At 72.8% G+C, this 25,458-nt stretch carries 20 protein-coding genes; 14 read left to right on the forward strand and 6 right to left on the reverse strand.

Annotated elements, in window-relative coordinates; translation table 11 throughout:
* The first annotated feature begins 48 nt into the window (after positions 1-48).
* Together SLINC_RS32530 and SLINC_RS32535 are read left to right on the forward strand one after the other, a co-directional pair.
* Positions 49-579, forward strand: coding sequence for a GNAT family N-acetyltransferase (locus tag SLINC_RS32530; protein ID WP_067440659.1), 531 nt, complete (start codon positions 49-51; stop codon positions 577-579).
* A 69-nt stretch (positions 580-648) separates the two neighbouring features.
* Entirely contained in the window at positions 649-2,352 is a 1,704-nt protein-coding gene (locus tag SLINC_RS32535; RefSeq protein ID WP_067440662.1) for a proline--tRNA ligase, read from the forward strand.
* Between the two features lie 137 nt (positions 2,353-2,489).
* Here the strand turns inward: SLINC_RS32535 and SLINC_RS32540 are convergent, their stop codons facing one another.
* From SLINC_RS32540 to SLINC_RS32550, 3 genes are read right to left on the reverse strand one after another with little or no spacing between them, the layout of a single operon-like run.
* Complete coding sequence (locus tag SLINC_RS32540) at positions 2,490-3,380, reverse strand: aminoglycoside phosphotransferase family protein (RefSeq protein ID WP_067440665.1); 891 nt, start codon at positions 3,378-3,380, stop codon at positions 2,490-2,492.
* A 26-nt stretch (positions 3,381-3,406) separates the two neighbouring features.
* Complete coding sequence (locus SLINC_RS32545) at positions 3,407-3,859, reverse strand: ferritin-like domain-containing protein (RefSeq protein WP_067440668.1); 453 nt, start codon at positions 3,857-3,859, stop codon at positions 3,407-3,409.
* Positions 3,856-4,395 (reverse strand): hypothetical protein, encoded by a 540-nt coding sequence (locus SLINC_RS32550; RefSeq protein ID WP_067440671.1) that lies wholly within the window; start codon positions 4,393-4,395, stop codon positions 3,856-3,858. The genes SLINC_RS32545 and SLINC_RS32550 overlap by 4 nt, the downstream gene beginning before the upstream one ends.
* A gap of 210 nt (positions 4,396-4,605) precedes the next feature.
* Between SLINC_RS32550 and rimP the strand changes: the two genes are divergently transcribed.
* The 9 genes from rimP to SLINC_RS32595 all read left to right on the forward strand — a co-directional run bounded on the left by rimP (position 4,606) and on the right by SLINC_RS32595 (position 16,781).
* On the forward strand, positions 4,606-5,133 hold the full coding sequence (gene rimP / locus SLINC_RS32555) for a ribosome maturation factor RimP (RefSeq protein WP_067440674.1): 528 nt from the start codon (positions 4,606-4,608) through the stop codon (positions 5,131-5,133).
* A 2-nt stretch (positions 5,134-5,135) separates the two neighbouring features.
* Positions 5,136-6,122: a transcription termination factor NusA gene (gene nusA, locus SLINC_RS32560; protein ID WP_067440677.1), complete on the forward strand. Its 987-nt coding sequence runs from the start codon at positions 5,136-5,138 to the stop codon at positions 6,120-6,122.
* 115 nt (positions 6,123-6,237) lie between these two features.
* A complete protein-coding gene (locus tag SLINC_RS46470) occupies positions 6,238-6,516 on the forward strand; it encodes a YlxR family protein (RefSeq protein ID WP_079164846.1) in 279 nt (92 codons plus the stop codon).
* 147 nt (positions 6,517-6,663) lie between these two features.
* A complete protein-coding gene (gene infB / locus SLINC_RS46475) occupies positions 6,664-9,819 on the forward strand; it encodes a translation initiation factor IF-2 (protein WP_079164847.1) in 3,156 nt (1,051 codons plus the stop codon).
* A gap of 148 nt (positions 9,820-9,967) precedes the next feature.
* A complete protein-coding gene (locus SLINC_RS32575) occupies positions 9,968-10,261 on the forward strand; it encodes a DUF503 domain-containing protein (protein WP_067440685.1) in 294 nt (97 codons plus the stop codon).
* Between the two features lie 32 nt (positions 10,262-10,293).
* Complete coding sequence (gene rbfA, locus SLINC_RS32580) at positions 10,294-10,746, forward strand: 30S ribosome-binding factor RbfA (protein ID WP_057616708.1); 453 nt, start codon at positions 10,294-10,296, stop codon at positions 10,744-10,746.
* Positions 10,743-11,648, forward strand: a complete 906-nt coding sequence (truB, locus tag SLINC_RS32585; RefSeq protein WP_067440688.1) for a tRNA pseudouridine(55) synthase TruB — start codon at positions 10,743-10,745, stop codon at positions 11,646-11,648. Before rbfA ends, truB begins: the two co-directional genes overlap by 4 nt.
* A 633-nt stretch (positions 11,649-12,281) precedes the next feature.
* Complete coding sequence (locus SLINC_RS32590; RefSeq protein WP_067440691.1) at positions 12,282-15,680, forward strand: trypsin-like peptidase domain-containing protein; 3,399 nt, start codon at positions 12,282-12,284, stop codon at positions 15,678-15,680.
* A 144-nt stretch (positions 15,681-15,824) separates the two neighbouring features.
* Positions 15,825-16,781 carry a bifunctional riboflavin kinase/FAD synthetase gene (locus SLINC_RS32595; protein ID WP_067440694.1) on the forward strand — a complete coding sequence of 319 codons (957 nt, stop codon included), beginning with the start codon at positions 15,825-15,827 and terminating at the stop codon, positions 16,779-16,781.
* 65 nt (positions 16,782-16,846) lie between these two features.
* Here the strand turns inward: SLINC_RS32595 and SLINC_RS32600 are convergent, their stop codons facing one another.
* The 3 genes from SLINC_RS32600 to eccE all read right to left on the reverse strand — a co-directional run bounded on the left by SLINC_RS32600 (position 16,847) and on the right by eccE (position 22,151).
* Positions 16,847-19,885: an SCO5717 family growth-regulating ATPase gene (locus SLINC_RS32600; protein WP_067440697.1), complete on the reverse strand. Its 3,039-nt coding sequence runs from the start codon at positions 19,883-19,885 to the stop codon at positions 16,847-16,849.
* A gap of 344 nt (positions 19,886-20,229) precedes the next feature.
* Positions 20,230-20,976: a hypothetical protein gene (locus SLINC_RS32605; protein WP_067440700.1), complete on the reverse strand. Its 747-nt coding sequence runs from the start codon at positions 20,974-20,976 to the stop codon at positions 20,230-20,232.
* Complete coding sequence (eccE, locus tag SLINC_RS32610) at positions 20,976-22,151, reverse strand: type VII secretion protein EccE (RefSeq protein ID WP_237282005.1); 1,176 nt, start codon at positions 22,149-22,151, stop codon at positions 20,976-20,978. Before eccE ends, SLINC_RS32605 begins: the two co-directional genes overlap by 1 nt.
* On the opposite strand from eccE, the gene SLINC_RS50080 reads away from it, so the two are divergent.
* From SLINC_RS50080 to mycP, 3 genes are all read left to right on the forward strand, one after another.
* The gene (locus SLINC_RS50080; protein WP_257785207.1) at positions 22,150-22,275 is read left to right on the forward strand and encodes a hypothetical protein; all 126 of its coding nucleotides are present in this window, start codon (positions 22,150-22,152) and stop codon (positions 22,273-22,275) included. The two genes, eccE and SLINC_RS50080, sit on opposite strands and share 2 nt — an antisense overlap.
* Positions 22,276-22,572: 297 nt before the next feature.
* Positions 22,573-24,108 carry a type VII secretion protein EccB gene (eccB, locus tag SLINC_RS32615; protein WP_067440706.1) on the forward strand — a complete coding sequence of 512 codons (1,536 nt, stop codon included), beginning with the start codon at positions 22,573-22,575 and terminating at the stop codon, positions 24,106-24,108.
* Between the two features lie 25 nt (positions 24,109-24,133).
* On the forward strand, positions 24,134-25,426 hold the full coding sequence (mycP, locus tag SLINC_RS32620) for a type VII secretion-associated serine protease mycosin (RefSeq protein WP_225988299.1): 1,293 nt from the start codon (positions 24,134-24,136) through the stop codon (positions 25,424-25,426).
* Positions 25,427-25,458 lie beyond the last annotated feature (32 nt).

Genomic DNA, 25,458 nt, shown 5'->3' on the forward strand with positions numbered 1-25,458 from the left:
CCGACCCGCTCCCGGCGGGACGGGCGCACCCCCCTGTACGCTCCCCGCATGGACCTCGTCATCGGCCCCCTCGACCTGTCGGCCCACGTGGACGAGGCCCTAGCCGTCCAAGCCATCGCCTTCGGACTGAGCCCCGACGAGGTCGCCGTCCGCCGCCAGATCGTCCTGCGCCACATGACCCATCCCGGCGCCAGAGCCCTCGGCGCGAGCGTCGGCGGCGCCCTCGTCGGGTTCGTCTACGGCATGCCCAACGACCGCGCCCACTGGTGGTCCACCGTCGTGGAGCCGTACCTGAGAGCACGCCACTGCGACGACTGGCTGGACGGCTCCTTCGTGATCACCGAGCTGCACGTCCACCCCCGCCACCAGAACCGCGGCATCGGCCGCTCCCTGATCACCACGATCACCGACGGCGTCGCCGAACCCCGCTCGATCCTCTCCGCGATCGACACCGACAGCCCGGCCCGCGGCCTCTACCACTCCCTCGGGTACGTGGACCTGGCCCGCCAGGTTCTCTTCCCCAGCGCACCGAAGCCGTACGCGGTGATGGGCGCCCCTCTCCCGCTGCGCCGCCGCTAACCGATTTCCACCGTCCCGTACCCCCCGGCTAACCTCCTGCCATCACCTAGATGCAGCAGGAGCAGAACCATGGCGAACACCCCGGTCCAGCGCATGTCCCAGTTGATGGCGAAGACGCTGCGCGACGACCCGGCGGACGCCGAGGTCCTCAGCCACAAGCTGCTCGTCCGCGCCGGCTACGTCCGCCGTACCGCCGCCGGCCTGTGGAGCTGGCTGCCGCTCGGCAAGAAGGTCCTCGCCAACGTGGAGCGCGTCGTGCGTGAGGAGATGGACGCCGTCGGCGGCCAGGAGGTGCTGCTCCCCGCGCTGCTGCCGCGTGAGCCCTACGAGGCGACCGGCCGCTGGCAGGAGTACGGCCCCGAGCTGTTCCGTCTCCAGGACCGCAAGGGCGGCGACTACCTGCTCGGCCCCACCCACGAGGAGATCTTCACCCTGCTGGTGAAGGACCAGGCGTCCTCCTACAAGGACCTGCCGGTCATCCTCTACCAGATCCAGAACAAGTACCGTGACGAGGCCCGGCCCCGCGCGGGCGTCCTGCGCGGCCGCGAGTTCCTGATGAAGGACTCGTACTCCTTCGACACCGAGGACGAGGGTCTCGCCCAGTCGTACGCCCTGCACCGCGAGGCGTACCAGAAGATCTTCGCGCGCCTGGGCCTGGACTACCGCATCTGCGCCGCCACGGCGGGCGCCATGGGCGGCTCCAAGTCGGAGGAGTTCCTCGCCCCGGCCGGCGCCGGCGAGGACACCTTCGCGGACTGCCCGAACTGCGACTTCGCGGCCAACACCGAGGCGATCACGTATGCGCTGAAGCCGGTGGACGCGGCAGGCGTCCCCGCCGCCGAGGACATCCCGACCCCCGACACCCCGACCATCGAGACCCTCGCCGCCTCCCTCGGCGTCCCGGCCTCCGCCACGCTCAAGAACCTCCTGGTGAAGGTCGACGGCGAGATCGTCGCCGTGGGCGTGCCCGGCGACCGCGAGGTCGACATGGACAAGGTCGAGGCCCACTTCGCCCCGGCCACCGTCGAGATGGTCACCGAGACCGACTTCGCGGGCCGCCCCGACCTGGTCCGCGGCTACGTCGGCCCGCAGGGCCTGGGCGAGAAGGTGAAGTACATCGCCGACCCGCGGGTCGCCCCCGGCACCGCCTGGATCACCGGCGCCAACAAGGAGCACACGCACGCCAGGAACGTCGTCGCGGGCCGTGACTTCGAGGCCGACGAGTACGTCGACGTCGTGGTCGTCCAGGAGGGCGACCCCTGTCCCGCGTGCGGCACCGGCCTCCAGCTGGACCGCGCCATCGAGATCGGCCACATCTTCCAGCTCGGCCGCAAGTACGCCGACGCCCTCAAGCTCGACGTGCTCGGTCAGCACGGCAAGCCGGTCCGCGTGACCATGGGCTCCTACGGCATCGGCGTCTCCCGCGCGGTCGCCGCCCTCGCCGAGCAGACCGCCGACGACAAGGGTCTGTGCTGGCCCAAGGAGGTCGCCCCGGCCGACGTGCACGTGGTCGCCGCGGGCAAGGCCCTCCAGACCGAACTGGCCCTCGACGTCTCCGAGAAGCTGCGCGCCGCCGGCCTCCGCGTCCTGGTCGACGACCGGGCCGGCGTCTCCCCGGGCGTGAAGTTCACGGACTCCGAACTGATCGGCGTACCCCAGATCCTGGTGGCCGGCCGCCGCGCCGCCGAAGGCGTTCTGGAACTGAAGGACCGCCGCACCGGCGAGCGCGAGGAACTCACGGTGGACGAGGCGATCGCCCGCCTCACCGCGTAAAGAAGCATCCGGGCAGGGGGCTGGTCGTCACAACACAGGGTCGGCCGGCCCACCTGAGGGGCGCGGGGCTGTGTCGATTTGCGGCTCCGCCGCGCGGGCGCGACCAGCCCCCACCAGCCCGCAGACGACACACCACCTCATAGCCACCCCGCAAACTCCAACAGCAACTCCCCATCCTTCGGCCGCCCCACCCGGAGGGCGCGCACCCCCGACTCCACGGCCCGGAACAACGTCCACCCCCGCAGCCGCTCCTGATCGACGTCCAACGACTCGGCGAGCCGCTTCACCCGCCGCCGCGTGGTCGCCGCCCCCGAGGGCGAGGCGATCAGATCCTCCACCCGGTCCCGCACCAGCCGGGCCAGATCGAACGCGCACTCCCCGACCACCGGATCCGGCCCCACGGCGAGCCACGGCATCCGCTCCCCGGCCAGCACCTTGCTCTGCCGGAACGTCCCGTGCAGCAACCGCTGTTCGGGCGGCGCGGCCACCAGCTCCTCCCGCGCGGCGAGAGCCGCGTCCACCAGCCCCGCCACCTCCGCGGAAGCGCCCCGCATCACCGCGGCCTGCCGCGCGGTCCGCTCGGCCACCGTCTCGAAGACGTGGTCGCCGGGCGGCTCCACCCACAGCCGCCGCAAGGTCCCCGCCGCCTCCAGGAGTGCCTTCGCCTCCGGCAGCGACCGCACGGACACATCCGGGTGCAGCCGCTCCAGGACCAGCACACCCTCGGTCACGGCGGGCTCCAGCAGCTGTACGGCACCCAGCCCGCCCCAGTGCGCGAGCGCCGCCCGCTCGCTCTCCGGCCGGGCCCGCGGCGGCGCCAGCTTCAGCACCGCGGGCGTCCCGTCGGGCCGCCGCACCAGCATCACCAGGCTGCTGCGCCCGCCGGGCACCTGCACCCGCTCCACGGCCAGCTCGCGTGATGCCACGGCCCGTTCGACCGCCTCGGGCAGCCTCTCCAACCAGCCGTCACCGTCCGGTGCGCTCTCCCCGAGCGCCCTGACCAGCCGCCGCGGCGGTTCGAAAGCCATGCGCGAGTCGTTTCCTTCCGTACGGGTCACTCCGTGGGCGTCGCCGACGCCGATGCCCCGCCGGCCAGCTCGGCGAGCCCAGGGAAGGCTACGCTCTCGCCGTTCCAGCGCACCGCCCGCACCGCCGCCTCCCGCAGCGCCTGGGCAGCCGTGCCCTGCCGCCCGCCGGTGGCCGCCCGCACCAGATCGGAGTACACACCGGCCACCCGGTCCTCCAGTTGGGCGGCGAGCCGCACCGCGGCGGCCGAGTCCGGCACCGGGAAGGGCAGCGCGTACGCCGCGTCGGCGGCCACCGGCCTGCCCCCCAGGTCCCGCACCGCACGCACCAGGGCGTCCCGCCGGGCCCGATGGGCGTCGTAGGCCGCGCGGGCCTCCGTACGACGGTCCTCGCGGATCCGTCCGCCGACGACGCCGTAGCCGTAGACGGCGGCGTGCTCGGCGGCCAGCGCCTTCTGCAGGGCTTCCAGCTCCTCGCTCACCTGGCCCCCTCGGTCAGCAGATACGCGTGCACCGCGCCGGCCGCCGCCACCGAGGCCAGCAGCCGCGCCAACTCGCCCTCCACGCCGAGCAGGGCCTTCGCCCGCCGGTCCGCGAGCGCCCGCTCGGCGGCGGCCAGCTCGGCCACGGCGTCCTTCTCGCTCCCGGGAACCGCGGGGGGCGCGGAGGCCGAGGGGGAAGGGGAGGAGGCAGACGGGGGAGGGGAGGAGGCGGACGGTTTCCCGACACCCCCGAGGGCCTCCGTGTGCCGTACGACCTCCGCCCGCAGCGGTTCCAGCCGCTCCGCCAGCGTGGGATACGCGCCGAGGACGGCGTCGTACCGCTCGGCCAGCCCCTGGCTGTCCCGGGCCGCCCGCACCCGTGTCTGCTCGGTGACCGACGGACTGCCGCCGGTGCCCTCCTCGGACTCCCCGGACCCGGCGGAGCAGCCCGCCACAAGGACGCCCCCGGCGACCGAGGCGAGCAGGGTTCTTCGGCGCGGCCCCGAGGGGAAGCGCGGCGGTGGGGGGTACGGCACGGCAGACGTCCTCGGGAGATTCGTACGAACGGACAGCGCAGGTGATCACGGTACCCGCGCATCCGACCGCCCTCGCGGCAACCCACCCGGGGGCGGCGGGAACCGAGCTCCCGGGCGTCACCTGGACGGCAACACCCCCTGGGACCGGATACCCTTTGACCAGACACGCGACCTTCCCACAACAGCACACGCGGCCGAGGAGTCACCCGGATGAGCACCACCCAGAGCGAGAGGCTTCGAGAACTTCTGGAACCGCTCGTCAGCTCACAGGGCCTGGATCTCGAAGAGATCGCGGTGGACTCGGTCGGACGCAAGCGTGTGCTGCGCGTCGTCGTCGACTCCGACACCGGAGCGGACCTGGACCGGATCGCCGATGTGAGCCGTGCGCTCTCGGCGAAGCTCGACGAGACGGACGCGATGGGCCAGGGGGAGTACACCCTGGAGGTCGGCACCCCGGGCGCGGAGCGCCTCCTCAAGGAGCACCGGCACTACGCGCGAGCCGTGGACCGGCTGGTCAAGTTCCAGCTGCACGACGGCGAGGAACTCACCGCCAGGATCCTCACGGTCGACGAGGACGGTCTCGACGTCGAGGTGCCCGGAGTCAAGGGCCGCAAGCCCACCGCACGCAGACTCGCCTTCGCGGACATCGACCGGGCACGGGTCCAGGTCGAGTTCAACCGCAAGGACAAGCAGGACAGGCAGGACGAGAAGGACATGACGGAAGAGGAGGAGGCGTAGCCGTGGACATCGACATGAGTGCCCTGCGGGGCTTGGTACGGGAGAAGGAGATCTCCTTCCCCCTGCTGGTCGAGGCGATCGAGTCGGCCCTCCTCATCGCCTACCACCGCACCGAGGGAAGCCGCCGACACGCGCGCGTGGAGCTCAACCGGGAGACCGGCCACGTGACGGTGTGGGCGAAGGAGGACCCCGAGGACCTCGAAGAGGGCCAGGAGGCCCGGGAGTTCGACGACACCCCGTCCGGTTTCGGCCGGATCGCCGCCACCACCGCCAAGCAGGTCATCCTCCAGCGGCTGCGCGACGCCGAGGACGACGCGACGCTCGGCGAGTACGCGGGCCGTGAGGGCGACATCGTCACCGGTGTGGTCCAGCAGGGCCGCGACCCGAAGAACGTGCTCGTGGACATCGGCAAGCTGGAGGCCATCCTGCCGGTGCAGGAGCAGGTCCCCGGCGAGACGTACCCGCACGGGATGCGCCTGCGCTCGTACGTCGTACGGGTGGCGAAGGGCGTCCGCGGTCCCTCGGTCACCCTGTCCCGCACACATCCCAATCTGGTGAAGAAGCTCTTCGCGCTGGAGGTGCCGGAGATCGCCGACGGATCCGTCGAGATCGCCGCCATCGCCCGTGAGGCCGGTCACCGTACGAAGATCGCCGTCCGGTCCACACGCTCCGGTCTGAACGCCAAGGGCGCCTGCATCGGCCCCATGGGCGGCCGGGTGCGCAATGTCATGGGCGAGCTGAACGGTGAGAAGATCGACATCGTCGACTGGTCGGACGACCCGGCCGAGATGGTGGCGAACGCGCTCTCACCGGCCCGGGTCTCCAAGGTGGAGGTCGTGGACATGGCGGCCCGGTCCGCCCGGGTGACCGTCCCCGACTACCAGCTGTCGCTGGCGATCGGCAAGGAAGGGCAGAACGCCCGTCTCGCGGCCCGTCTCACGGGCTGGCGGATCGACATCCGACCGGACACCGAGCAGCCGGCCGAATGAGGCAGGTGCGGCGGCGGAGGAATAGATCCAAGCCGCACGCCGCTTAGATCACGACAACAGCCGTTCGATTCTTGCCCCAAAGGGGTGAGGTCGGTACGGGGAGGTAGACTTAAGAGTGTCTGGCCGGACGCACGCCCGAGCATGCCCTGAGCGCACCTGTGTGGGGTGCCGGGAGCGAGCGGCCAAGAAGGACTTGCTGCGGATCGTGGCGGTCGAGGGCGAATGCGTCCCCGATGATCGCGGTACGCTGCCCGGCCGGGGTGCTTACGTGCACCCCGCCCTGGTCTGTTTCGATCTGGCGGTACGCCGTCGGGCGTTCCCAAGGGCGTTGCGCGCCCCGGGAGCGCTGGACACAAAGGCGTTGCGTCTCTATGTCGAGCAGGCAACACCGTAAGAAGCGTCGTGCGGAACCCCCGTGCGGCCCAGGTACCCCGCGAGTTGGAAGTAGGTCGAGATTGCGATGAGCACTCGATGAGCACGCGATGAGTACGCCCATGAAGTAGCGACGGTCCGGACGCAACCCGGACCTAAAAGGAGCGAAGTGGCTAAGGTCCGGGTATACGAACTCGCCAAGGAGTTCGGGGTGGAGAGCAAGGTCGTCATGGCCAAGCTCCAAGAACTCGGTGAATTCGTCCGTTCGGCGTCCTCGACGATCGAGGCGCCCGTTGTACGCAAGTTGACTGACGCCCTCCAGCAGGGCAACGGAGGCGGCAAGCCCGCTTCCGCACGCAAGGCTGCCCCGGCCAGGCCGGCAGCCCCCTCTCCGGCGCAGGCAGCCCGTCCGGCCGCCCCGCGCCCGCCGGCTCCCAAGCCGGCCGCGGCCGAGAAGCCCGCGGCGCCCGCCGCCCCGGCTGCTCCCGGCCCGCGTCCCACTCCGGGCCCGAAGCCCGCGCCGCGGCCCGCCCCGGCGTCCCCGGCTCCGACCACGCCCGAGTTCACGGCCCCCCCGTCGGCTCCCGCCGCCCCGGCTCAGGGTTCTGCCCCGGCTCAGGGTTCCGCCCCGGCTCAGGGCTCCGGCCCGCGTCCGGGCGCCGCGCGTCCCGCCGGTCAGTCGCCGCGTCCCGGCGCCCCGCGTCCGGGTGGTCCCGGCCAGGGTGGTCAGGGCCGTGGTGAGCGTGGCGACCGTTCCGGCGCTCCGCGCCAGGGTGGTCAGGCCCCGCGTCCCGGTGGCCGTCCGGCCGGTCCCCGTCCGGGCAACAACCCGTTCACCTCTGGTGGCTCCACCGGCATGGCGCGCCCGCAGGCGCCCCGTCCGGGCGGTGCCCCGCGTCCCGGCGGCCCGGGTGGCCCCGGTGCTCCCGGCGGCGCCCCGCGTCCGCAGGGCCAGGGTCAGGGCGGTCCCCGTCCCCAGGGCGCTTCGGGCGGTCCCCGTCCGCAGTCCCCGGGCGGCGCGCGTCCCAGCCCCGGTGGCATGCCCCGTCCGCAGGGCGGCGGTCCGCGTCCCGGCGGCGGTCCCGGCGGTGCGCGTCCCAACCCCGGCATGATGCCGCAGCGTCCGGCTGCCGGCCCGCGTCCCGGCGGCGGTGGCCCCGGTGGCCGCGGTCCCGGTGGCGGCGGTCGTCCCGGTGGCGGCGGCGGTCGTCCGGGTGGCGGCGGCTTCGCCGGTCGTCCGGCCGGTCCCGGTGGCGGTGGCGGCGGTTTCGCCGGTCGTCCCGGTGGTCCCGGTGGCGGTGGCGGCGGTTTCGCCGGTCGTCCCGGTGGTCCCGGCGGTGGCGGCGGCGGTCGTCCCGGCTTCGGTGGCCGTCCCGGTGGTCCGGGCGGTCGTGGTGGCACGCAGGGCGCCTTCGGTCGTCCCGGCGGTCCCGCGCGTCGTGGTCGCAAGTCGAAGCGGCAGAGGCGCCAGGAGTACGAGGCCATGCAGGCCCCGTCGGTCGGCGGCGTGATGCTGCCTCGCGGCAACGGCGAGACCGTTCGCCTGTCGCGCGGTGCCTCCCTCACCGACTTCGCGGAGAAGATCAACGCCAACCCGGCGTCGCTCGTCGCGGTCATGATGAACCTCGGCGAGATGGTCACGGCCACGCAGTCCGTCTCCGACGAGACGCTGCAGCTCCTCGCCGACGAGATGAACTACACCGTTCAGATCGTCAGCCCCGAGGAGGAGGACCGCGAGCTTCTGGGGTCCTTCGACATCGAGTTCGGCGAGGACGAGGGCGACGAGGAGGACCTGGTGGTCCGTCCGCCGGTCGTCACCGTCATGGGTCACGTCGACCACGGTAAGACCCGACTGCTCGACGCCATCCGCAAGACGAACGTCATCGCGGGCGAGGCCGGCGGCATCACCCAGCACATCGGTGCCTACCAGGTCGCGACCGAGGTCAACAGCGAAGAGCGCAAGATCACCTTCATCGACACCCCGGGTCACGAGGCGTTCACCGCCATGCGTGCCCGTGGTGCGAGGTCGACCGACATCGCGATCCTGGTCGTCGCGGCCAACGACGGCGTCATGCCGCAGACGGTCGAGGCGCTCAACCACGCCAAGGCGGCCGAGGTCCCGATCGTCGTCGCGGTCAACAAGATCGACGTCGAGGGCGCGGACCCGACCAAGGTGCGCGGTCAGCTGACCGAGTACGGCCTCGTGGCCGAGGAGTACGGCGGCGACACCATGTTCGTCGACATCTCCGCCAGGCAGGGTCTCAACATCGACTCCCTGCTGGAGGCCGTGATCCTGACGGCCGACGCCTCGCTCGACCTGCGGGCCAACCCGAACCAGGACGCGCAGGGCATCTCGATCGAGTCCCGTCTCGACCGCGGCCGCGGTGCCGTGTCGACGGTCCTCGTCCAGCGAGGCACGCTGCGGGTCGGCGACACCATGGTGGTCGGCGACGCGTACGGCCGAGTCCGGGCGATGCACGACGACAACGGCAACAGCCTGGCCGAGGCCGGCCCGTCGACGCCGGTCCAGGTCCTGGGCCTGACCAACGTCCCGGGTGCGGGCGACAACTTCCTGGTGGTCGACGAGGACCGTACGGCCCGTCAGATCGCCGAGAAGCGCGCCGCCCGTGAGCGCAACGCGGCCTTCGCCAAGCGCACGCGCCGCGTCTCCCTGGAGGACCTGGACAAGGTGCTCAAGGCCGGCGAGGTCCAGCAGCTCAACCTCATCATCAAGGGTGACGCTTCTGGTTCCGTCGAGGCTCTCGAGTCCTCCCTGCTCCAGCTGGACGTCGGCGAAGAGGTCGACATCCGGGTCCTGCACCGCGGCGTCGGTGCGGTCACGGAGTCGGACATCGACCTGGCGATGGGCTCGGACGCCATCGTGATCGGCTTCAACGTGCGCGCCGCCGGGCGTGCGCAGCAGATGGCAGAGCGCGAAGGCGTGGACGTCCGCTACTACTCGGTCATCTACCAGGCGATCGAGGAGATCGAGGCGGCCCTCAAGGGCATGCTCAAGCCGGAGTACGAAGAGGTCGAGCTCGGTACGGCGGAGATCCGCGAGGTCTTCAAGTCGTCCAAGCTGGGCAACATCGCGGGTGTTCTCATCCGCTCCGGCGAGGTCAAGCGCAACACCAAGGCGCGCCTGGTCCGCGACGGCAAGGTCATCGCGGAGAACCTCAACATCGAGGGTCTGCGTCGCTTCAAGGACGACGTCACCGAGATCCGCGAAGGCTTCGAGGGCGGTATCAACCTCGGAAACTTCAACGACATCAAGGTCGACGACGTCATCGCGACGTACGAGATGCGCGAGAAGCCGCGCGTCTGACCGTCACAGCACGCGATCGGGGCCGGTCGGCGGGGAAGTTCCTCAGGGAATTTCCGTCGATCGGCCCCGGCCGTTGCGTGTACGGTTCCTGTATCGGCGTCGAAGCGTGGCGCCCGTACCCCGAACCGGCGGGACATCCGGACAACACATGTATGTGGGGACTCTGTCCTTCGACCTGCTCCTCGGCGACGTCCACTCGCTGAAGGAGAAACGCTCTCTCGTCCGTCCGATCGTGGCCGAGCTCCAGCGCAAGTACCCGGTGAGTGTGGCGGAGACGGGCAGCCAGAACCTGCACCGCAGAGCGGAGATCGGGCTCGCGGTGGTCTCCGGGGACACGGGCCATCTCACCGACGTACTGGACCGCTGCGAGCGGATGGTCGCCGGTCGGCCCGAGGTGGAACTGCTCTCGGTTCGACGCAGACTCCACAGCGACGAAGACTGAAGCAAGAGATAAGTACTTAAGGAGACGGACCAGTGGCCGACAACGCGCGCGCCAAGAGGCTGGCGGACCTCATCCGAGAGGTGGTGGCCCAGAAGCTGCTGCGCGGGATCAAGGACCCGCGGCTCGGCTCACACGTCACCATCACGGACACCCGGGTCACGGGTGACCTGCGGGAGGCGACCGTCTTCTACACGGTGTACGGGGGCGACGAGGAGCGGGCGGCCGCGGCCGCCGGACTGGAGAGCGCCAAGGGCGTGCTCCGCTCCGCGGTGGGGGCGGCGGCGGGTGTGAAGTTCACCCCGACGCTGACCTTCGTGGCCGACGCGCTGCCCGACACCGCCAAGACCATCGACGACCTCCTCGACAAGGCCCGCCAGTCGGACGAGAAGGTGCGCGAGGTCTCGGCCGGTGCCAAGTACGCCGGCGAGGCCGACCCGTACCGGAAGCCGGGCGACGAGGACGAGACGGACGACGCCGCCGAATGACCGAGAAGATCCGGACGCCCGACGGCCTTGTCATCGTCGACAAGCCGTCGGGCTTCACTTCGCACGACGTCGTGGCCAAGATGCGCGGGATCGCCAGGACCCGCCGTGTCGGGCACGCGGGCACCCTCGACCCCATGGCGACGGGCGTCCTCGTCCTCGGCGTGGAGCGGGCCACCAAGCTCCTCGGCCATCTCGCGCTGACCGAGAAGGAGTACCTGGGCACGATCCGCCTGGGCCAGACGACGCTGACCGACGACGCCGAGGGCGAGATCACGGGGTCGGTCGACGCCTCGAAGGTCACCCGCGACGCCGTCGACGCCGGCATCGCCGAGCTGACCGGCCGCATCATGCAGGTGCCGTCCAAGGTCAGCGCCATCAAGATCAACGGCGTCCGCTCCTACAAGCGGGCCCGCGACGGCGAGGAGTTCGACATCCCCGCCCGTCCCGTCACCGTCTCCTCCTTCGCGGTCCACGACATCCGGGACACCGTCGCCGAGGACGGCACCCCGGTCCTGGACCTGGTGGTGTCGGTGGTCTGCTCGTCCGGCACCTACATCCGGGCGCTCGCCCGCGACCTGGGCGCCGGCCTCGGAGTGGGCGGCCATCTCACGGCGCTGCGCCGGACCCGCGTCGGCCCGTACAAGCTGGACTCGGCCCGGACCCTCGACCAGCTCCAGCAGGACCTGACCGTCATGCCGATCGCCGAGGCCGCCACCGCCGCGTTCCCCCGCTGGGACGTCGACGCCCGGCGCGCCAAGCTGCTCACCAACGGTGTCCGGCTCGACATGCCCGAGGAGTACGTCGGCAAGGGCGCCGTCGCCGTGTTCGACCCCGAGGGGGTCTTCCTCGCCCTCGTCGAGGAACAGAAGGGCAAGGCGAAGAGCCTGGCCGTCTTCGGCTGAGCCTCTCGCTGGCCGTCCGCTGTAGGTCCGCCCGTGGAGCGGCGAACACGGGGTCGTCGTCCCGCCGCTCCACGGTCCCCCTCGGTTCCCCCACCCCTAGGGTGTATCCAGCTGCCCCCGTCCATTCACCCGACCGGGCAGGCGCTCGGAGTGAACCGGGGGAGTGGGAGGGGGCGCGTTCCCCGCACGATCTGTCCCGCTGATCATCCCGCGCCTACCGTCGAATAGAGGCACGCGCACACAGCAGTACGGGAATCGAGCGCGTGCGTACGGCGGGGAGGTTCGACCATGGCGGGACGGGGCCCGCAGCCCGACGACACCCGCGACGCCCCACGTCCGTCCCGGCGGACGGAAGAGGACCGGCGTGCGCGGGACCGGCATGTCGGGGCGGAACAGGAGCTTGGAGCGGTGCCGGCGGGGGAGTGGGCGCCGGGGCCGGTGTCCGGGCCCGGGGCGCGGCCGGAGTTGGGGCCGTGGTCTGGGGGACGGGCGGATCGGGCGTCAGGGGCTGTGGCGGAGGCTGAGCCGAGGTCGGGAGCGGGGGCGGAGTCGACGTCGGAGGCAGGGGCAAGGTCGAGTGCGGCGGTAGAGCAGAGGCCGGGCCCAGGGGTAAGGGCTGCGAAGTCGGGGGCAGTGGCCGGGTGGGACGAGGCGCTCGTCCGGTTCCGGGACCTCGCCGGTCGGCCCCGGGGCGTCGGGTTCGTCGCTGATCATCACGGTACGGTCGTCACCAGCCACGAGACCGTCGACGGACTGTCCCGGCTCGTGCTGTACGGCGCCGGGGACCGCAGTTGTGTCGTGACCGCCGACGCGGTGACCCCGCTGCCCGACCTGGACCTGGCCCTCGTACGCACCGAGGGCCTGGGCGTGGACCCGCTTCCGGTGACCGTGCGGGACCGCATCGAGACCGGCACGTATGTGAGGCTCCCGGCCGGCTGCTGGCGTGAGGCCCGGGTGCTGGGCTCGGGCGGAGTGACGTACACGGCCACGGATCGCTTCCGTCTCCTCGACGACGTACTGGAGTTGGCGATCGGAACCGCCGGCCGCGACGCGCTGCGCCTGGGCGGCGGGGCCGCGGGAGGGCCGGTGCTCGACGCCACGACCGGTGCCGTGATCGGCGTCCTCGGCACGGCACTTCAGAGCGGTCACCGGGACGTCGGCTTCGCGGTGCCCCTGCGACCCGCCGCGCACGCTGCCCTCGCCGACCTCCTCCTCAGGAACGCGGCGACGGTTCCCGCGTACGACACCGACCTCAACCTCGCGGGCGTGCTGGAACTGACGGCGACCTCCGTGGGACAGGACGGGCCGACGGGGGCCGGTCAGCCGGACGCGGGGACGTCCGGCTCCGGGTGGTGCGGGGGCGTGGGGCCGGTCGAACGGGCCGTCGCAGCGGGGGAGTTGGAGAAGTTTCTGCGAGGGCCGGCCCTCGTGCTCGGGCTGGTCGGGGTGCCTGGGAGTGGTCGTACGACGGAGCTCGCTGCCCTGGCCGCTCGGCGGCACCGGAGTGCGGAACCGGCGCCCACGCTGTGGCTGCGGGGTGCCGACCTCAAGGACGACGACGGCTCCGTGGCGGACGCGGCGGGCAGGGCGCTGGCCCGGGCGGCCAGGATCGTCGCCGCCTCGCAGTCCACGGACCCAGCGGACCTCGGTGACATCACACCGGAGCGCCTGGCCCACCTCTCCCGTACCGCCGGCCGCCCCCTCCTGCTCCTCCTCGACGGTCCCGAGGAGATGCCCCCCGTCCTGGCTCACCGCCTCCCCGCCTGGAGCGACGGCACGGCGAAGTGGCTGCGGGAGACAGGGGCACGGCTGGTGGTCGCCTGCCGACCGGAGTACTGGGAGAAGGCGGGTTCGGCCTTCTCCCGGGACCTGCTGCACACCGTGCACCTCGGGGACCTGACCGACCAGGAGGCTGCCGAGGCCCGCACGCGCTACCGGATCCCCGAGGGCGCCCTCACCGACGCCCGCCACCCCCTCACGCTCCGCCTGTACGCGGAGATCCACGCAGCGCTCCAGAGCGTGCAAGGCATCCCTGGCATCCAGAGCGACGCCCCCATCGACCGCGACGACGTCTTCTCCGCCCACCTCGACCTCATGTGCCTCCGCATCGCCGTCCGCCTCGCCGCCCAGAACGGCCTCCGGGGCACCGCCGTACGCCGGCTGGCCGCCAAGGTGTCCGGGCAGGTCCACGAGGCCGCCCGCCGCAGTCTCGGCCCGGGACAGGGCGAGCTGGACCGGCAGTCGTTCGAGGCGGTGTTCCCCTGGGGCCAGGCCCCTGCGCGCCTCGGCGGTGGCACCGGCTGGGCCTCGGCCGTCCTCACCGAGGGCCTGCTCGTGCCCGCCGGCAACGGCTACCGCTTCGCCCACGAGGAACTCGCCGACTGGATCCAGGGCATGCACCTGGACCTGGACGAGGCACTGCGCGCCCTCGTCCACCGCCGCACCCACCTCCACCCGGACCGTCCGCTCCCCGTCCCGCACCACCGCATCGGCCCCGTCGTCCAGGCCCTGCTGCTCCTGGCCCGGCAGCACGGCACCCCTCAACTCGCGCTGCGCCTGGAGGAGTTGGTGTACGCGCTGGACGCCGACCCGGACTCCTGGTGGGCCGCCAGGCTCCTCGCCGAGGTTCTGCGGCGGGTCCCGGACGCGACGCCGTACACCGCCGTACTCCATCTGCTCATCGACCGCGTCGTCGCCTGGCGGCGGCGCGGATGCCCGGTACCGGCCGAGTTCGGGCCCGACCTGTGGACCGCCCTGGCGCTCCCGCACGGCACCCGCTTCGAGCTCCTGCGCAGGCTCGTCCTGGCCGACGGGCCGCCGCACGAGGACGGTCCGCGGTTCCTGGACGCCGTGGCCGCACTGCTGACCGCCGATCCCACCGCCGTACCACCCCACCTCACCCGCTGGTTCGACGACGAGCGGCCGCTGCCGGCCACCCCGGACGCGACCGTGGCGACGGCCGCGCAGGCGCTGCTGCACACGCACCGCCACGGGGCGCTGGACGACCTCACCGAGGTGCTCGTGGACTGCGCGCACGCCAGGGCCGACGAACTGCTCGCCGTTCTCGCGGAGGACGAGCCGTCGGCGATCTGCCGGGCCGTCGACCGGTGGGCGCACGACGAGCGGCCCGCGCGACGGGTCGCCGCGGTGGCGTACGGACTGCGCGCCGCCCCGCACCTCCGCACCGAGGCCGACCGCGAACTGCTGCGCTACGCCGCCCTCGCCCTGCTCGCCCGCCCCGCCGACTGCACCCTGCACGGCGGCGCGCTCGCCCTCCTGGTCCGGGACCCGGTCACCCGCGCCCGCCATCTCCCGCAGGCCCTCGGGCACTTCGTGGCCGGTGACCCGCAGCTGCCGGCCGGCGCGCTGGTCCCCGCCCTGGCCAGCCACCCGGACCAGGTCCTGGACGCCTTCCGCGCGCGGCTGCGCCGCCCGGACGCCGGGGAGGCGCTGCGCACCCTCGCCGACGTCACCACGCCCACCCCGGCCCGCCGGGTCGCCGACCTGGTGCGGGAGGCGGTGGAGCGGCGCCCGGAGAGCGCCGTGCACGTGGCCGCGTACGTCGACCGGCGCCTGGACCACGGGCCGACGGCCCGGGCGGTACTCCTGCCGCTGGTCACCGGCCTGCTGCACGGCGGCTCCGAGCAGGTGCGAGCCGCCCTCGCGACCGTTCTGACCGCCTCCGGCACGCCCGCCTCCCGCCCGCTGCGCCAGGAGCTCCTGGAGATCCTCCTGAGCCAGGAACACGCCCCCTCCGTCCTGGTCGCCGTCCTGCACGCGGCGGCCGCGCGCCGCGACGACCCGCTGTGTGCCCGCGGTCTCGTCCACCGCACCGGCCTCCTCCTCGTCCGTACGCCCGAAGGAGCCGCCCTCTTCGACCGCGACCTCGTCGACCTGGGACGACACGTCCCCGGCTTCGCCGCACGCCTCGTCGGCTGGCTGACCGACACCCCGCAGGAGTGGGCGGCGGTGGTGGGCCCCAGCGCCCGCCGGATGATCGAGAATCTGGCGGGTGTCCGCGTCCCCGCGTGACGGGACCGTGCCGAGTCCACGTGCGCCGGGTCACAGCCCCCATGCCGATGCGGGTCCGAAGCGCCCGGCATGGCACCCTTAGACCTGCGTTACGAGGCAACCACGGACACGGGTTCGACGAGTTTGCGACAAGGAGCAGTCACAGTGCAGCGCTGGCGTGGCTTGGAGGACATCCCCGAGGACTGGGGGCGCAGCGTCGTCACCATCGGCTCCTACGACGGAGTCCACCGCGGACACCAGCTGATCATGCGGCACGCCGTGGACCGCGCCCGCGAGCTGGGCGTCCCCGCGGTCGTCGTCACCTTCGACCCGCACCCCAGCGAGGTCGTCCGCCCCGGCAGCCACCCGCCGCTGCTCGCCCCGCACCACCGCCGCGCCGACCTCATGGCCGAGCTGGGCGTGGACGCGGTGCTGATCCTGCCCTTCACCACGGAGTTCTCGAAGCTGTCGCCGGCCGACTTCGTCGTCAAGGTCCTGGTCGACAAGCTGCACGCCAAGGCGGTCGTCGAGGGCCCCAACTTCCGCTTCGGCCACAAGGCCGCCGGGAACGTGGACTTCCTCACCGAGCAGGGCAAGGTCTACGACTTCGAGGTCGAGGTCGTCGACCTGTACGTGTCCGGCGAGGCGGGCGGCGGCGAACCCTTCTCCTCGACCCTGACCCGGCGCCTGGTCGCCGAGGGCGACGTCGAGGGCGCCGCCGAGATCCTGGGCCGCCCGCACCGGGTGGAGGGCGTGGTCGTCCGCGGCGCCCAGCGCGGCCGCGAGATGGGCTTCCCGACGGCCAACGTCGAGACCCTGCCCCACACCGCCATCCCCGCCGACGGCGTCTACGCCGGCTGGCTGCACGTCGAGGGAGAGGCGATGCCCGCCGCGATCTCCGTCGGCACCAACCCGCAGTTCGACGGCACCGAGCGCACGGTGGAGGCGTACGCCATCGACCGCGTCGGCCTCGACCTGTACGGCCTGCACGTCTGCGTCGACTTCCTCGCCTTCGTCCGCGGCCAGGCGAAGTTCGACACGCTCGACGCGTTGCTCGTCCAGATCGGCGAGGACGTCAAGCGCTGCCGTGAGCTGGTCGCGGGGGCGAGTTCCGGCGAGTAGTTCGCCTACGACGACGAAAGGCGGCCGGTGCCCGAAGGCACCGGCCGCCTTTCGTGTACGTGCGGCTACTGCTGTGGGGGCGGCGGGGGCGGGGCCTGGCCCGGCTGGGGATAGCCGTAGCCCTGGGGCGGATAGCCGTAGCCCTCCTGCTGCGGGGGGCCCGCCGGGGGCTGGCCCTGTTGCGGGTAGGGCTGCTGCCCGGGGTGTCCGGGCTGGGCGGGCGGCGGGCCCTGCTGCGGGTAGGGCTGGCCGTACGGCTGTCCCGGGGCCGGCTGGCCCGGCTGGCCGGGCTGCTGCGGGTACGGGGTCGGCTGGCCCGGGGCCTGGCCGGGGTACGGCTGGCCCGGCATCTGCTGGCCCGGCATCGGCGGGGCGACGAGCGGGGGCTGCTGGTTGCTGCCCTCGTTGGTCCACAGGCCGTGCATCTGCTGGTGGCGGACGAAGTCCTCGGCGACCATCGCCGCGAGGTTGAAGTACGCCTCCCGGACCTTCGGCCGCATCATGTCGAGGTCGACCTCGGCACCGGCGGACAGGTGCTCGTCGAAGGGCACGACGATCACGCCCCGGCACCGGGTCTCGAAGTGCGTCACGATGTCCTCGACCTTGATCATCTTGCCGGTCTCGCGGACCCCCGAGATGACGGTGATGGACCGCGAGACGAGGTCGGCGTATCCGTGCGCCGACAGCCAGTCCAGCGTCGTACTGGCGCTGCTCGCACCGTCCACGGACGGTGTGGAGATGATGATGAGCTGGTCGGCGAGGTCGAGCACCCCGCGCATGGCGCTGTAGAGCAGACCGGTACCGGAGTCGGTCAGGATGACCGGGTACTGGTTGCCGAGCACGTCGATCGCGCGCCGGTAGTCCTCGTCGTTGAAGGTCGTCGAGACGGCCGGGTCGACGTCGTTGGCGATGATCTCCAGGCCGGAGGGCGCCTGGGAGGTGAACCGCCGGATGTCCATGTACGAGTTGAGGTGCGGGATCGCCTGGACGAGGTCGCGGATGGTGGCCCCGGTCTCGCGCCGTACCCGGCGGCCGAGCGTGCCGGCGTCCGGGTTGGCGTCGATCGCGAGGATCTTGTCCTGGCGCTCGATGGCGAGCGTGGAGCCGAGGGCCGTGGTGGTGGTCGTCTTGCCGACGCCGCCCTTCAGGCTGATGACGGCGATGCGGTAGCAGGACAGCACCGGCGTGCGGATGAGCTCCAACTTGCGCTGGCGCTCGGCCTCTTCCTTCTTGCCGCCCAGCTTGAACTTGCCGCCGGCCGTCGGACGACTGCTCTTCGCCTTCTGCTTCTTGCTGTTGATCAGCCGGTCCGAGGACAGCTCCACGGCCGCGGTGTAACCCAGCGGCGTGGCACTGGGGTTGGCCGTGTGCCGCTGGTCGTGCTGCATGGCCTGCGGCCAGGCGGCAGCGGCGTCGGGGCCGGGCCCGGCGGCCGGGGGCTGCGCGGGGTACTGCTGGGGTTGAGGCTGGGGCTGGGGAGCGTTCGGCGGCGCTGCGTTGGGGTGCGGCGCGTGGGGGTGCGCCGGGTTGGGCTGTTGCGGGGCTCCCGGGTGGCCCTGCTGCGCGGGCGGCTGGGGCGGCTGGGGGAAGCCGTAACCGCCCTGCTGGGCCTGGGGGTTGGGCTGGTTCGGCGCGCCCGGCGCGGGTTGCGGGAAGCCGTAACCGGACGGCTGCGGGGCGGCGGGCGGCTGGGCACCGGGCTGGGCGCCGGGGTGCGGGAAGCCGTAGCCACCCTGGGCGTTGGGCGCGGGGGCCGGCGGTTGCGGCTGGGCCTGGGGGTGCGGGAAGCCGTAGCCACCCTGCGGCGGGGCCGGAGGGGTGGGCGGGGTCGCGGGCGCGGCGGCGTTCTCGCTGCCGGGCTGGGGGAAGCCGTAGCCAGCGGGCGGCGTGGGCTGCCCCGGTGCCGGGGGCTGGTTCCAGCCGGCCGGTGCGGGCTGCGGGGCCTGCGGATGGAACGGCTGCTGCGGGGCGGCGGGCGGCTGGGCACCGGGGTGGGCGCCGGGCTGGCTGCCGGGGTGCGGGAAGCCGTAGCCGCCCTGGGGGTTCGGCGCGGGGGCCGGCGGTTGCGGCTGGGCCTGGGGCTGCGGGAAGCCGTAGCCGCCCTGGGGGTTCGGTGCCTGGTCCGGCTGGGCGGCGGCGTCCGGCTGCGGCTGTGCCGGCCACTGGGCCGCCGGGGCGGGCGCGGCGGGCTGGTAGGACGGCGGCAGCGGCGGGACACCGCTCTGCGGGGCCGGCGGGGGAGTCCAGGCGGGCTGGGCCTCGGGTGCGGTGGCGGCGGGGGAGGGGGCAGCGGTGGCGGCGTCCGGTGCGGGGCTGCGGGGGTCCGGGGCGGGTGCCGGCACCGGCGCGGGGGCCTGGGGTGGAGCCGAGCCGTCTGTGGACGGAGCGTCGGTGGACGGGGAGTCGGGCACCTGGGCGCCCTGGGCGTCGTCGGCGCCTTCCGGCTCCTGCGCGGCCTCGCCGGTCTCCTGGTCGGCCCCGGGTTCCTCCGCCGTGACCGTGGCGCCGTCCGTCTCGTCGGCGGAGGCTTCCTCGGAGGTGCTCACCTCGGCGGGCTCGGACGCGTCGCCGTCGGGCTCCGCGGAGGTGTCGCCGCCGTCCGTCGGGGTTCCGGCACCGGCCTCGGAGGTCTCGGCGGTCGGTTCGGCGACGGCGGGGGCGGTGCTCTCGGCCGCGTCCTCACCGGAGGTGTCGCCGGAGGGCTCCGCGGCGTCCGCGGCGGCGCGCTCCGCGATCTCGCGCTTGAGGGCGGACGACGAGATCCGCATGGTCGCGCCGCTGACGAGGTCGCCGGACTCGTCCTCCTGCGGTGCGGGCGTACCGGCGGCAGGGGTCGACCAGGGCTGCTGGTAGGAACCGGCGGGCGGCTGGTCCGGCACGGCCACCGGAGCTCCGACCGGTGGGGGCGGCGTGGCGGGGGAGGGCGCCGGGGGCGGCGGTGTCGGGGCCGCCGGAGCCGCGTTCGAGGAGTTCTGCGTGTACCAGGCCGGTGGCGCGTAGTCGATCGTGAACTCGCCCGTCAACTCGATGGCGGACTCCGCGTCGGACTGGTCGTCGTCGGGTGTGTCCCAGCCCCCGCGGATCCCGTCCCGATCGCTGTTCACAGTTCCTCCTGGTGTGGTCGAGCACCCTCAAGCCGTGCTGGGGCGACCGTTTCTGTCGTCCGATTCGCCGGGCTGTCCCCCTTGGGCCCCGGGCCCTGTTGTCGCATCGCCCGCACCACCCGCTCACGGGTACTCACGACGTGCTCTGCCCCAGCCTAATCACCAAAACCACGACCCCGGCAGGCCCGCCCACTCGACGGGCTTCCGCGAAGCCCGCTAATTCCTTCGATAACCCACCAAGTTGGACAGGGCATCCCGGCCCGAACCGCACGCCGAACCGTCCGCCGGCCCACACGGCGTCCTGCACTCCGCGGAGCCCTTCGGAGTCGTACCGGACGAACCTGTCAGTCCATCCGGCGCGCGACGCCCAGCAGTCCGGTCTCGGAGTCCGTGGCCTGTGTCATCACGTACTGCCGGTCCCGGTCCGTGCACCACAGCGTGACGCCGTCCTGCAATCCGGGCAGGGACTGCATCTCGGGGCGCGGCAGACCGATCACGCGGGCGATCTCGGTGGCCTCGTCCGGTGACACCCGCTGGATGCCCACGAGCCGCGCCTGGCGCATCAGCCGGGGCGCGACCGGGCTCAGATACGGCAGCAGCGTGAGCACGGACTGCCAGGGCGCCGACACCACACGTCCGCGCGGCGGCCGCATACCGCAGTCCCGCACCACCAGCACCGGTGTACCGGCCGACGCGCCCTGCGGGGGCACCCGGCCCACGTCGTACACCGCCAGGCCGTTCTGCCCGCCGCCCATGGCGTGCACCATCGGCATCCAGGCCTGCGCCCGGCCGGTCTCCACCGCCACGCGCGCGCCCGTCGCCGCCGCGCGCAGCGCCAGCACCTGGGCCGTCCACAGGCCACCGATGAGGACGATGTCGTACGGCGTCGGGCGGTTGACGCCCAGAACGGCCGGCTGGCCCTCGGTGTTGACGCCCGCCACCACGCCGTCGTCGCCTATGGGCAGGGAGAGCGCGCCCACCTGCTCGACGGGCAGGGTGTGCCGCTGGTGCCGGGGGCCCATCAGTCCGAAGCCGGTGCGCAGCCGCTCCCCGAAGCCCGGGGCGGCGGGCGAGGTCGAGGTCATGGACATCAGCGGGCACCTCCGAGCGGCAGGGTGGCGAGAACGCCGGGGAGTTGTTCACGGTCCAGCCGCGCGAGCCCGGCCTTCGCCCCGCGCGCGGCCCGCTCCAGATCGCGTCGCGCGTTGGTCAGTTCCTGGTTGCTGCGGCCGGTGATGCGGAGGTGGCCCGTGACGTTCACGTCCTGCCGGCCGCCGCGGGCCAGGGTCAGGCTGAACGTCGTCGCGAGGGCGGGCACGGCCGTGAGCTGTGCCACCAGCTGGGCCAGGGAGGTGCCCGAAGCGCCCAGCTGGGGCCAGCGGCGCACCCAGTACGTGGTGTGCCGGCGGTTGTCGCAGCGCCAGCTGCGGCTGGACTCCTCCGTGCGCCGCTGCGGCGACTCGTCCGGGCCGATCGGCGCGGCCTGCGCGGTCACCATCGGGTTGGCGCACGCGGAGGTGGCGATCGCGGAGGTCAGCTCCTCCTCCGTGAGGAGGTTCGCCTGGAAGCCCGCACCGGTCAGCCGGCTGGACAGGTGCTCGGCCGCCCGCACCAGGCACTTCTGCGCCCCGCGCAGACCGCCGCCGCGCGCGGCCACCGCCTCCGGGCACAGCTCCGGGTCGAGCTTCAGCGCGATCCACGTGATGCGCACCGCGGGGGAGCCCGCCTGGGCCTGCAACGGCGCGTAGTTGCTCACCACGACCGACTGCTGGGGCAGGTGCAGCGCGGGCGCGGGCTGGGTGTGCACGACGACCTGGGCCGACTCCAGCTGGATGCCGTCGACCTCCAGGGCGTCCTGCACGAGCGCGAGGGGCAGCGGACGGCGGCTGCGCTCGGCGCGCAGCGCGCCCGCGTCCGACTCCACCTGGAGCACCGCGGTGATGAAGCCGCCGTCGCCCACCATGCCCACCGGCCGCCGCTGGTCGCGGTCGTCGCCGCGGGTGAAGCTGTACGTCCGCAGGGTCGGGTCGCACTCCACGGCGGGCGCCAGCGCGGAGTCGGTGCCCGGCGGCACCACGGTGTTCGCGGCCTTGCGGGTGCGCGCTCGCAGCGCCAGCAGCGTGCCCAGCCACTCGGGCAGGGAGAGCCCCCGGCGTCGTACCAGAGCGAGCACCACGAGCACTGCGGCGACCACGCCCGCCGGAACGAGCGCCACCGTGCCGATGACCCAGCCGGTCACCACGACGGCGGCCGCCACCTCAAGCATGACCAGCCGCTGCACCGCGAACGAGCCGCCATGGCCCGAGCGCGACTTCAGATGCGGCGTGACCGACCCGCGGTACGGCGCGGAGGCGGCCGGAGCCGCTCCCGAACCCGCCCTCGGCGGCTGAGAGGAAGACGATCCGCGCGAACCTGATCGGCGCGCGCCCCCCGATCGCGGCCGCGATTGCGATCGCGACCGCGCCCGCGTTGCGGAAGCCATCACTCCAAAACCCCCGAACTCTCCCGAAACTCCATGCGCTGTGGCCCCTTCAAGGCCTGAGCACCCTACCCGTGCCACCAGCACGGTCACGCAACAGGCATAGTAGGGGGCGGCTCTGACAGCCGAGGCATCAGAGGCAATTGAGGACGGGGGACGGATCTTCACAGGTCCCCCACGGCTCCGCACGGGGAGAGAGCGGACACAGATGGCATCACGGCGGGATGAACTCAACGCCTACACCTTCGCGAAGCGCCGTACGCTCGCATCCTTCCTGCGTCCGTCACCGACGGGCTCCGAGGAAGGCGCACCGAAGCCGATGAAGGCGCTGCTGCCCGGCGTCGTCGTCGCCCTGGTGATCCTCCTCGTGTTCGGAGGCATCGGCATCTTCAAACCGACGGCACCCGTGGGCTGGAAGAAGCCCGAGGAGCACGTCATCGTCGCGAGCAAGTCGACCACGCGGTACGTGGTGCTGAAGACGGGGAGCCAGGTGCAGCTCCACCCGGTCCTCAACATGGCGTCCGCCAAGCTCCTGCTGGACCCCAGCAAGTCCGACGTCATCACGGTCGACGAGAAGGTCCTGGACAGCGGCAACCCGCCGCACGGCGCCACGGTCGGCATCCCGTACGCCCCCGACCGCCTGCCCTCCGCCGACGAGGCCGAGGCCGCCAAGCGCTGGGCGGTGTGCGAGCGCCCCGGTGAGGGCGGCCGCGCCATCCAGAAGGCGGCCTTCGTCTTCGCCGAGAAGGAGTTCGGCAAGACCGAGGGCAAGAACAGGCTCAACGGCGGCGACCTGATGTACGTGGTCGCGCCGGACGAGAAGACGCAGTACGTGGTGGACGCGCGGGGCACCGCGTACGAGATCGGGGACACCTCCGACACCGAGCTGCTGAGGGCTCTCGACACCCAGGGCCGTAAGCCGCAGCGCGTCTCCCAGGAGTGGCTGGACACGCTGCACAAGGGGGACCCGATCTCGATGCCCACGGTCGAGGGCACGCCCGGAGCGCCTGCCGACGCGGGCCTCCCGGAGCAGTTCGACAAGGTCGGCGAGGTCATCAGGGCCCCCATCGGCTCGCGGATGCAGTACTTCGTGGTGCAGCCGGGCGGCGTGGCCGAGATCTCCGAGTTCGTCGCCACCCTGCTGCTGAACAGCGCCGATCTCGTCGCCGTCGGACAGGCCGGTGAGGCGCAGCCGGTGGCCCCCGGCGCGATCGTCGACAGCAAGCCCTTCCGGACGGCGGGGAACACCTGGCCGCTGCTCAAGCCGAAGACGGTCAACGACGGCGACAGCGCCACCGCCGGCCGCAACACCGTCTGCAACGTCCTGCTCTCGGTCGGTACGACGGGCGACGCGAAGGGGCGGACGACGCTGTCCACCTGGGTGGGCACCGACTTCCCCGCCACGCTGCCCACCGGCTCCTCCAGCGGCTACGTGACGGCCGGCTCCGGCCAGCTCTACCGCCAGTTCCAGGGCACGGAGACCGCGGCCGGCGGTGTCTTCCTGGTCACCGACACCGGCCTGCGCTACGCCCTCCAGTCCAACAGCGACAGCGCCACCGACGACCAGGGCATCGGCACCTCGGCCAAGCAGAAGGAGCAGGAGCTCCAGGAGGCCAAGATCGCCCAGACCCGGCTCGGTTACGAGAAGGTGAACCCCACGCCCGTCCCCGTGGAGTGGTCGACGTTCCTGCCGACCGGCCCGCGCCTGTCGGAGTCGGCGGCACGACAGCCGCAGGGCTCCTAGTCGCGGGATGGAGGAGAACGAAGCCATGCTGAACGGCGAAGCCATGCTGAACGCGAGGACGTCGGTGATCCGGGGACGGGGCAGGAGGACGGCGGCCCTGGCCGCCGCCACCGCGGTCGTGGCGAGCGCCTCGGTGGTCGGCCTCTCCGCCCCGGCGGCCCACGCGGACGACGGCCAGTGCACCTTCCCCGCGAAGAAGTACGCGGGCCGCCCCTGGGCGCTCCAGCGCGTCAACCTCGACGCGCTGTGGTCGATCTCCACGGGCAAGGGGGTCGACGTGGCGGTCATCGACACCGGGGTCGACATCAAGAACCCCCAGCTCACGAAGGCCGTGGACGCCTCCAAGGGGATGAACAACCTCCCCGCGAAGAACTCCAAGGGCGAGAAGATCGAGCGCGGCAGCACCAAGGGCACCGACGACAGCGTCGGCCACGGCACGCGCGTGGCCGGCATCATCGCGGCCCGGCCGGTCAAGGGCACCGGCTTCGTGGGCCTGGCCCCGGACGCGAAGATCATCCCGATCAAGCAGAACAACGCGGAGGGCGACGGAACGGCGGACACGCTGGCGGCGGCGATCCGTCACGCGGTCCAGCAGGGCGCCGAGGTCATCAACATCTCCCAGGACACGGCCAACGCCCTGAAGCCCAACTCGGACCTGGAGCTGGCGGTCGACGAGGCCCTCGCCCGGAAGGTCGTGGTCGTCGCCTCGGCCGGCAACGACGGCCTGGGCGGCAAGGTCCAGATCACCTACCCGGCGTCGTACAAGGGCGTCCTGGCGGTCGCGGCCTCCGACCGCAACAACGAGCGGGCCGCCTTCTCGCAATCGGGAGATTTCGTGGGAGTCGCCGCGCCAGGTGTCGACATGATCTCCACAGTCCCGCTCGGCGGCAACTGCTCCGACAACGGCACCAGCTTCTCCGCCCCGTACGTGGCGGGCGTCGCGGCCCTTCTGAAGTCCAAGTACCCCAACTGGACCGCCCAGCAGGTCGTCGCCCAGATCGAACAGACCGCGGAACGCTCCATCCCCGGGCGCGACCGCCTCGTCGGCTGGGGCGTCGTCGACCCCGTCAAGGCGCTCACGAACGTCGACCCGGAACACCCCGTCGAGACCCCCCGCCCGGACAACGGCGTGACGCGGGCCGAGGCCCCGTCCGTCACCCCGCTCCACTTCGGCGAGTCCGCCGAGGAACGCAACACCCGCCTGGCGACCTACGTCGTCGTGGGCGGCCTGGTCGCGGTGGCCGGCCTGAGCGGCACGGCCGTGGCGGTACGGGACGCGCGACGGAGGCGGGCGCGGGTGGGCGGGCAGCAGGCGTGACGGTGGGGGCGCGGATGGCCGGGCAGCGGGTG

This window comes from Streptomyces lincolnensis, from assembly GCF_001685355.1.
In the GTDB taxonomy this organism is placed as follows: domain Bacteria; phylum Actinomycetota; class Actinomycetes; order Streptomycetales; family Streptomycetaceae; genus Streptomyces; species Streptomyces lincolnensis.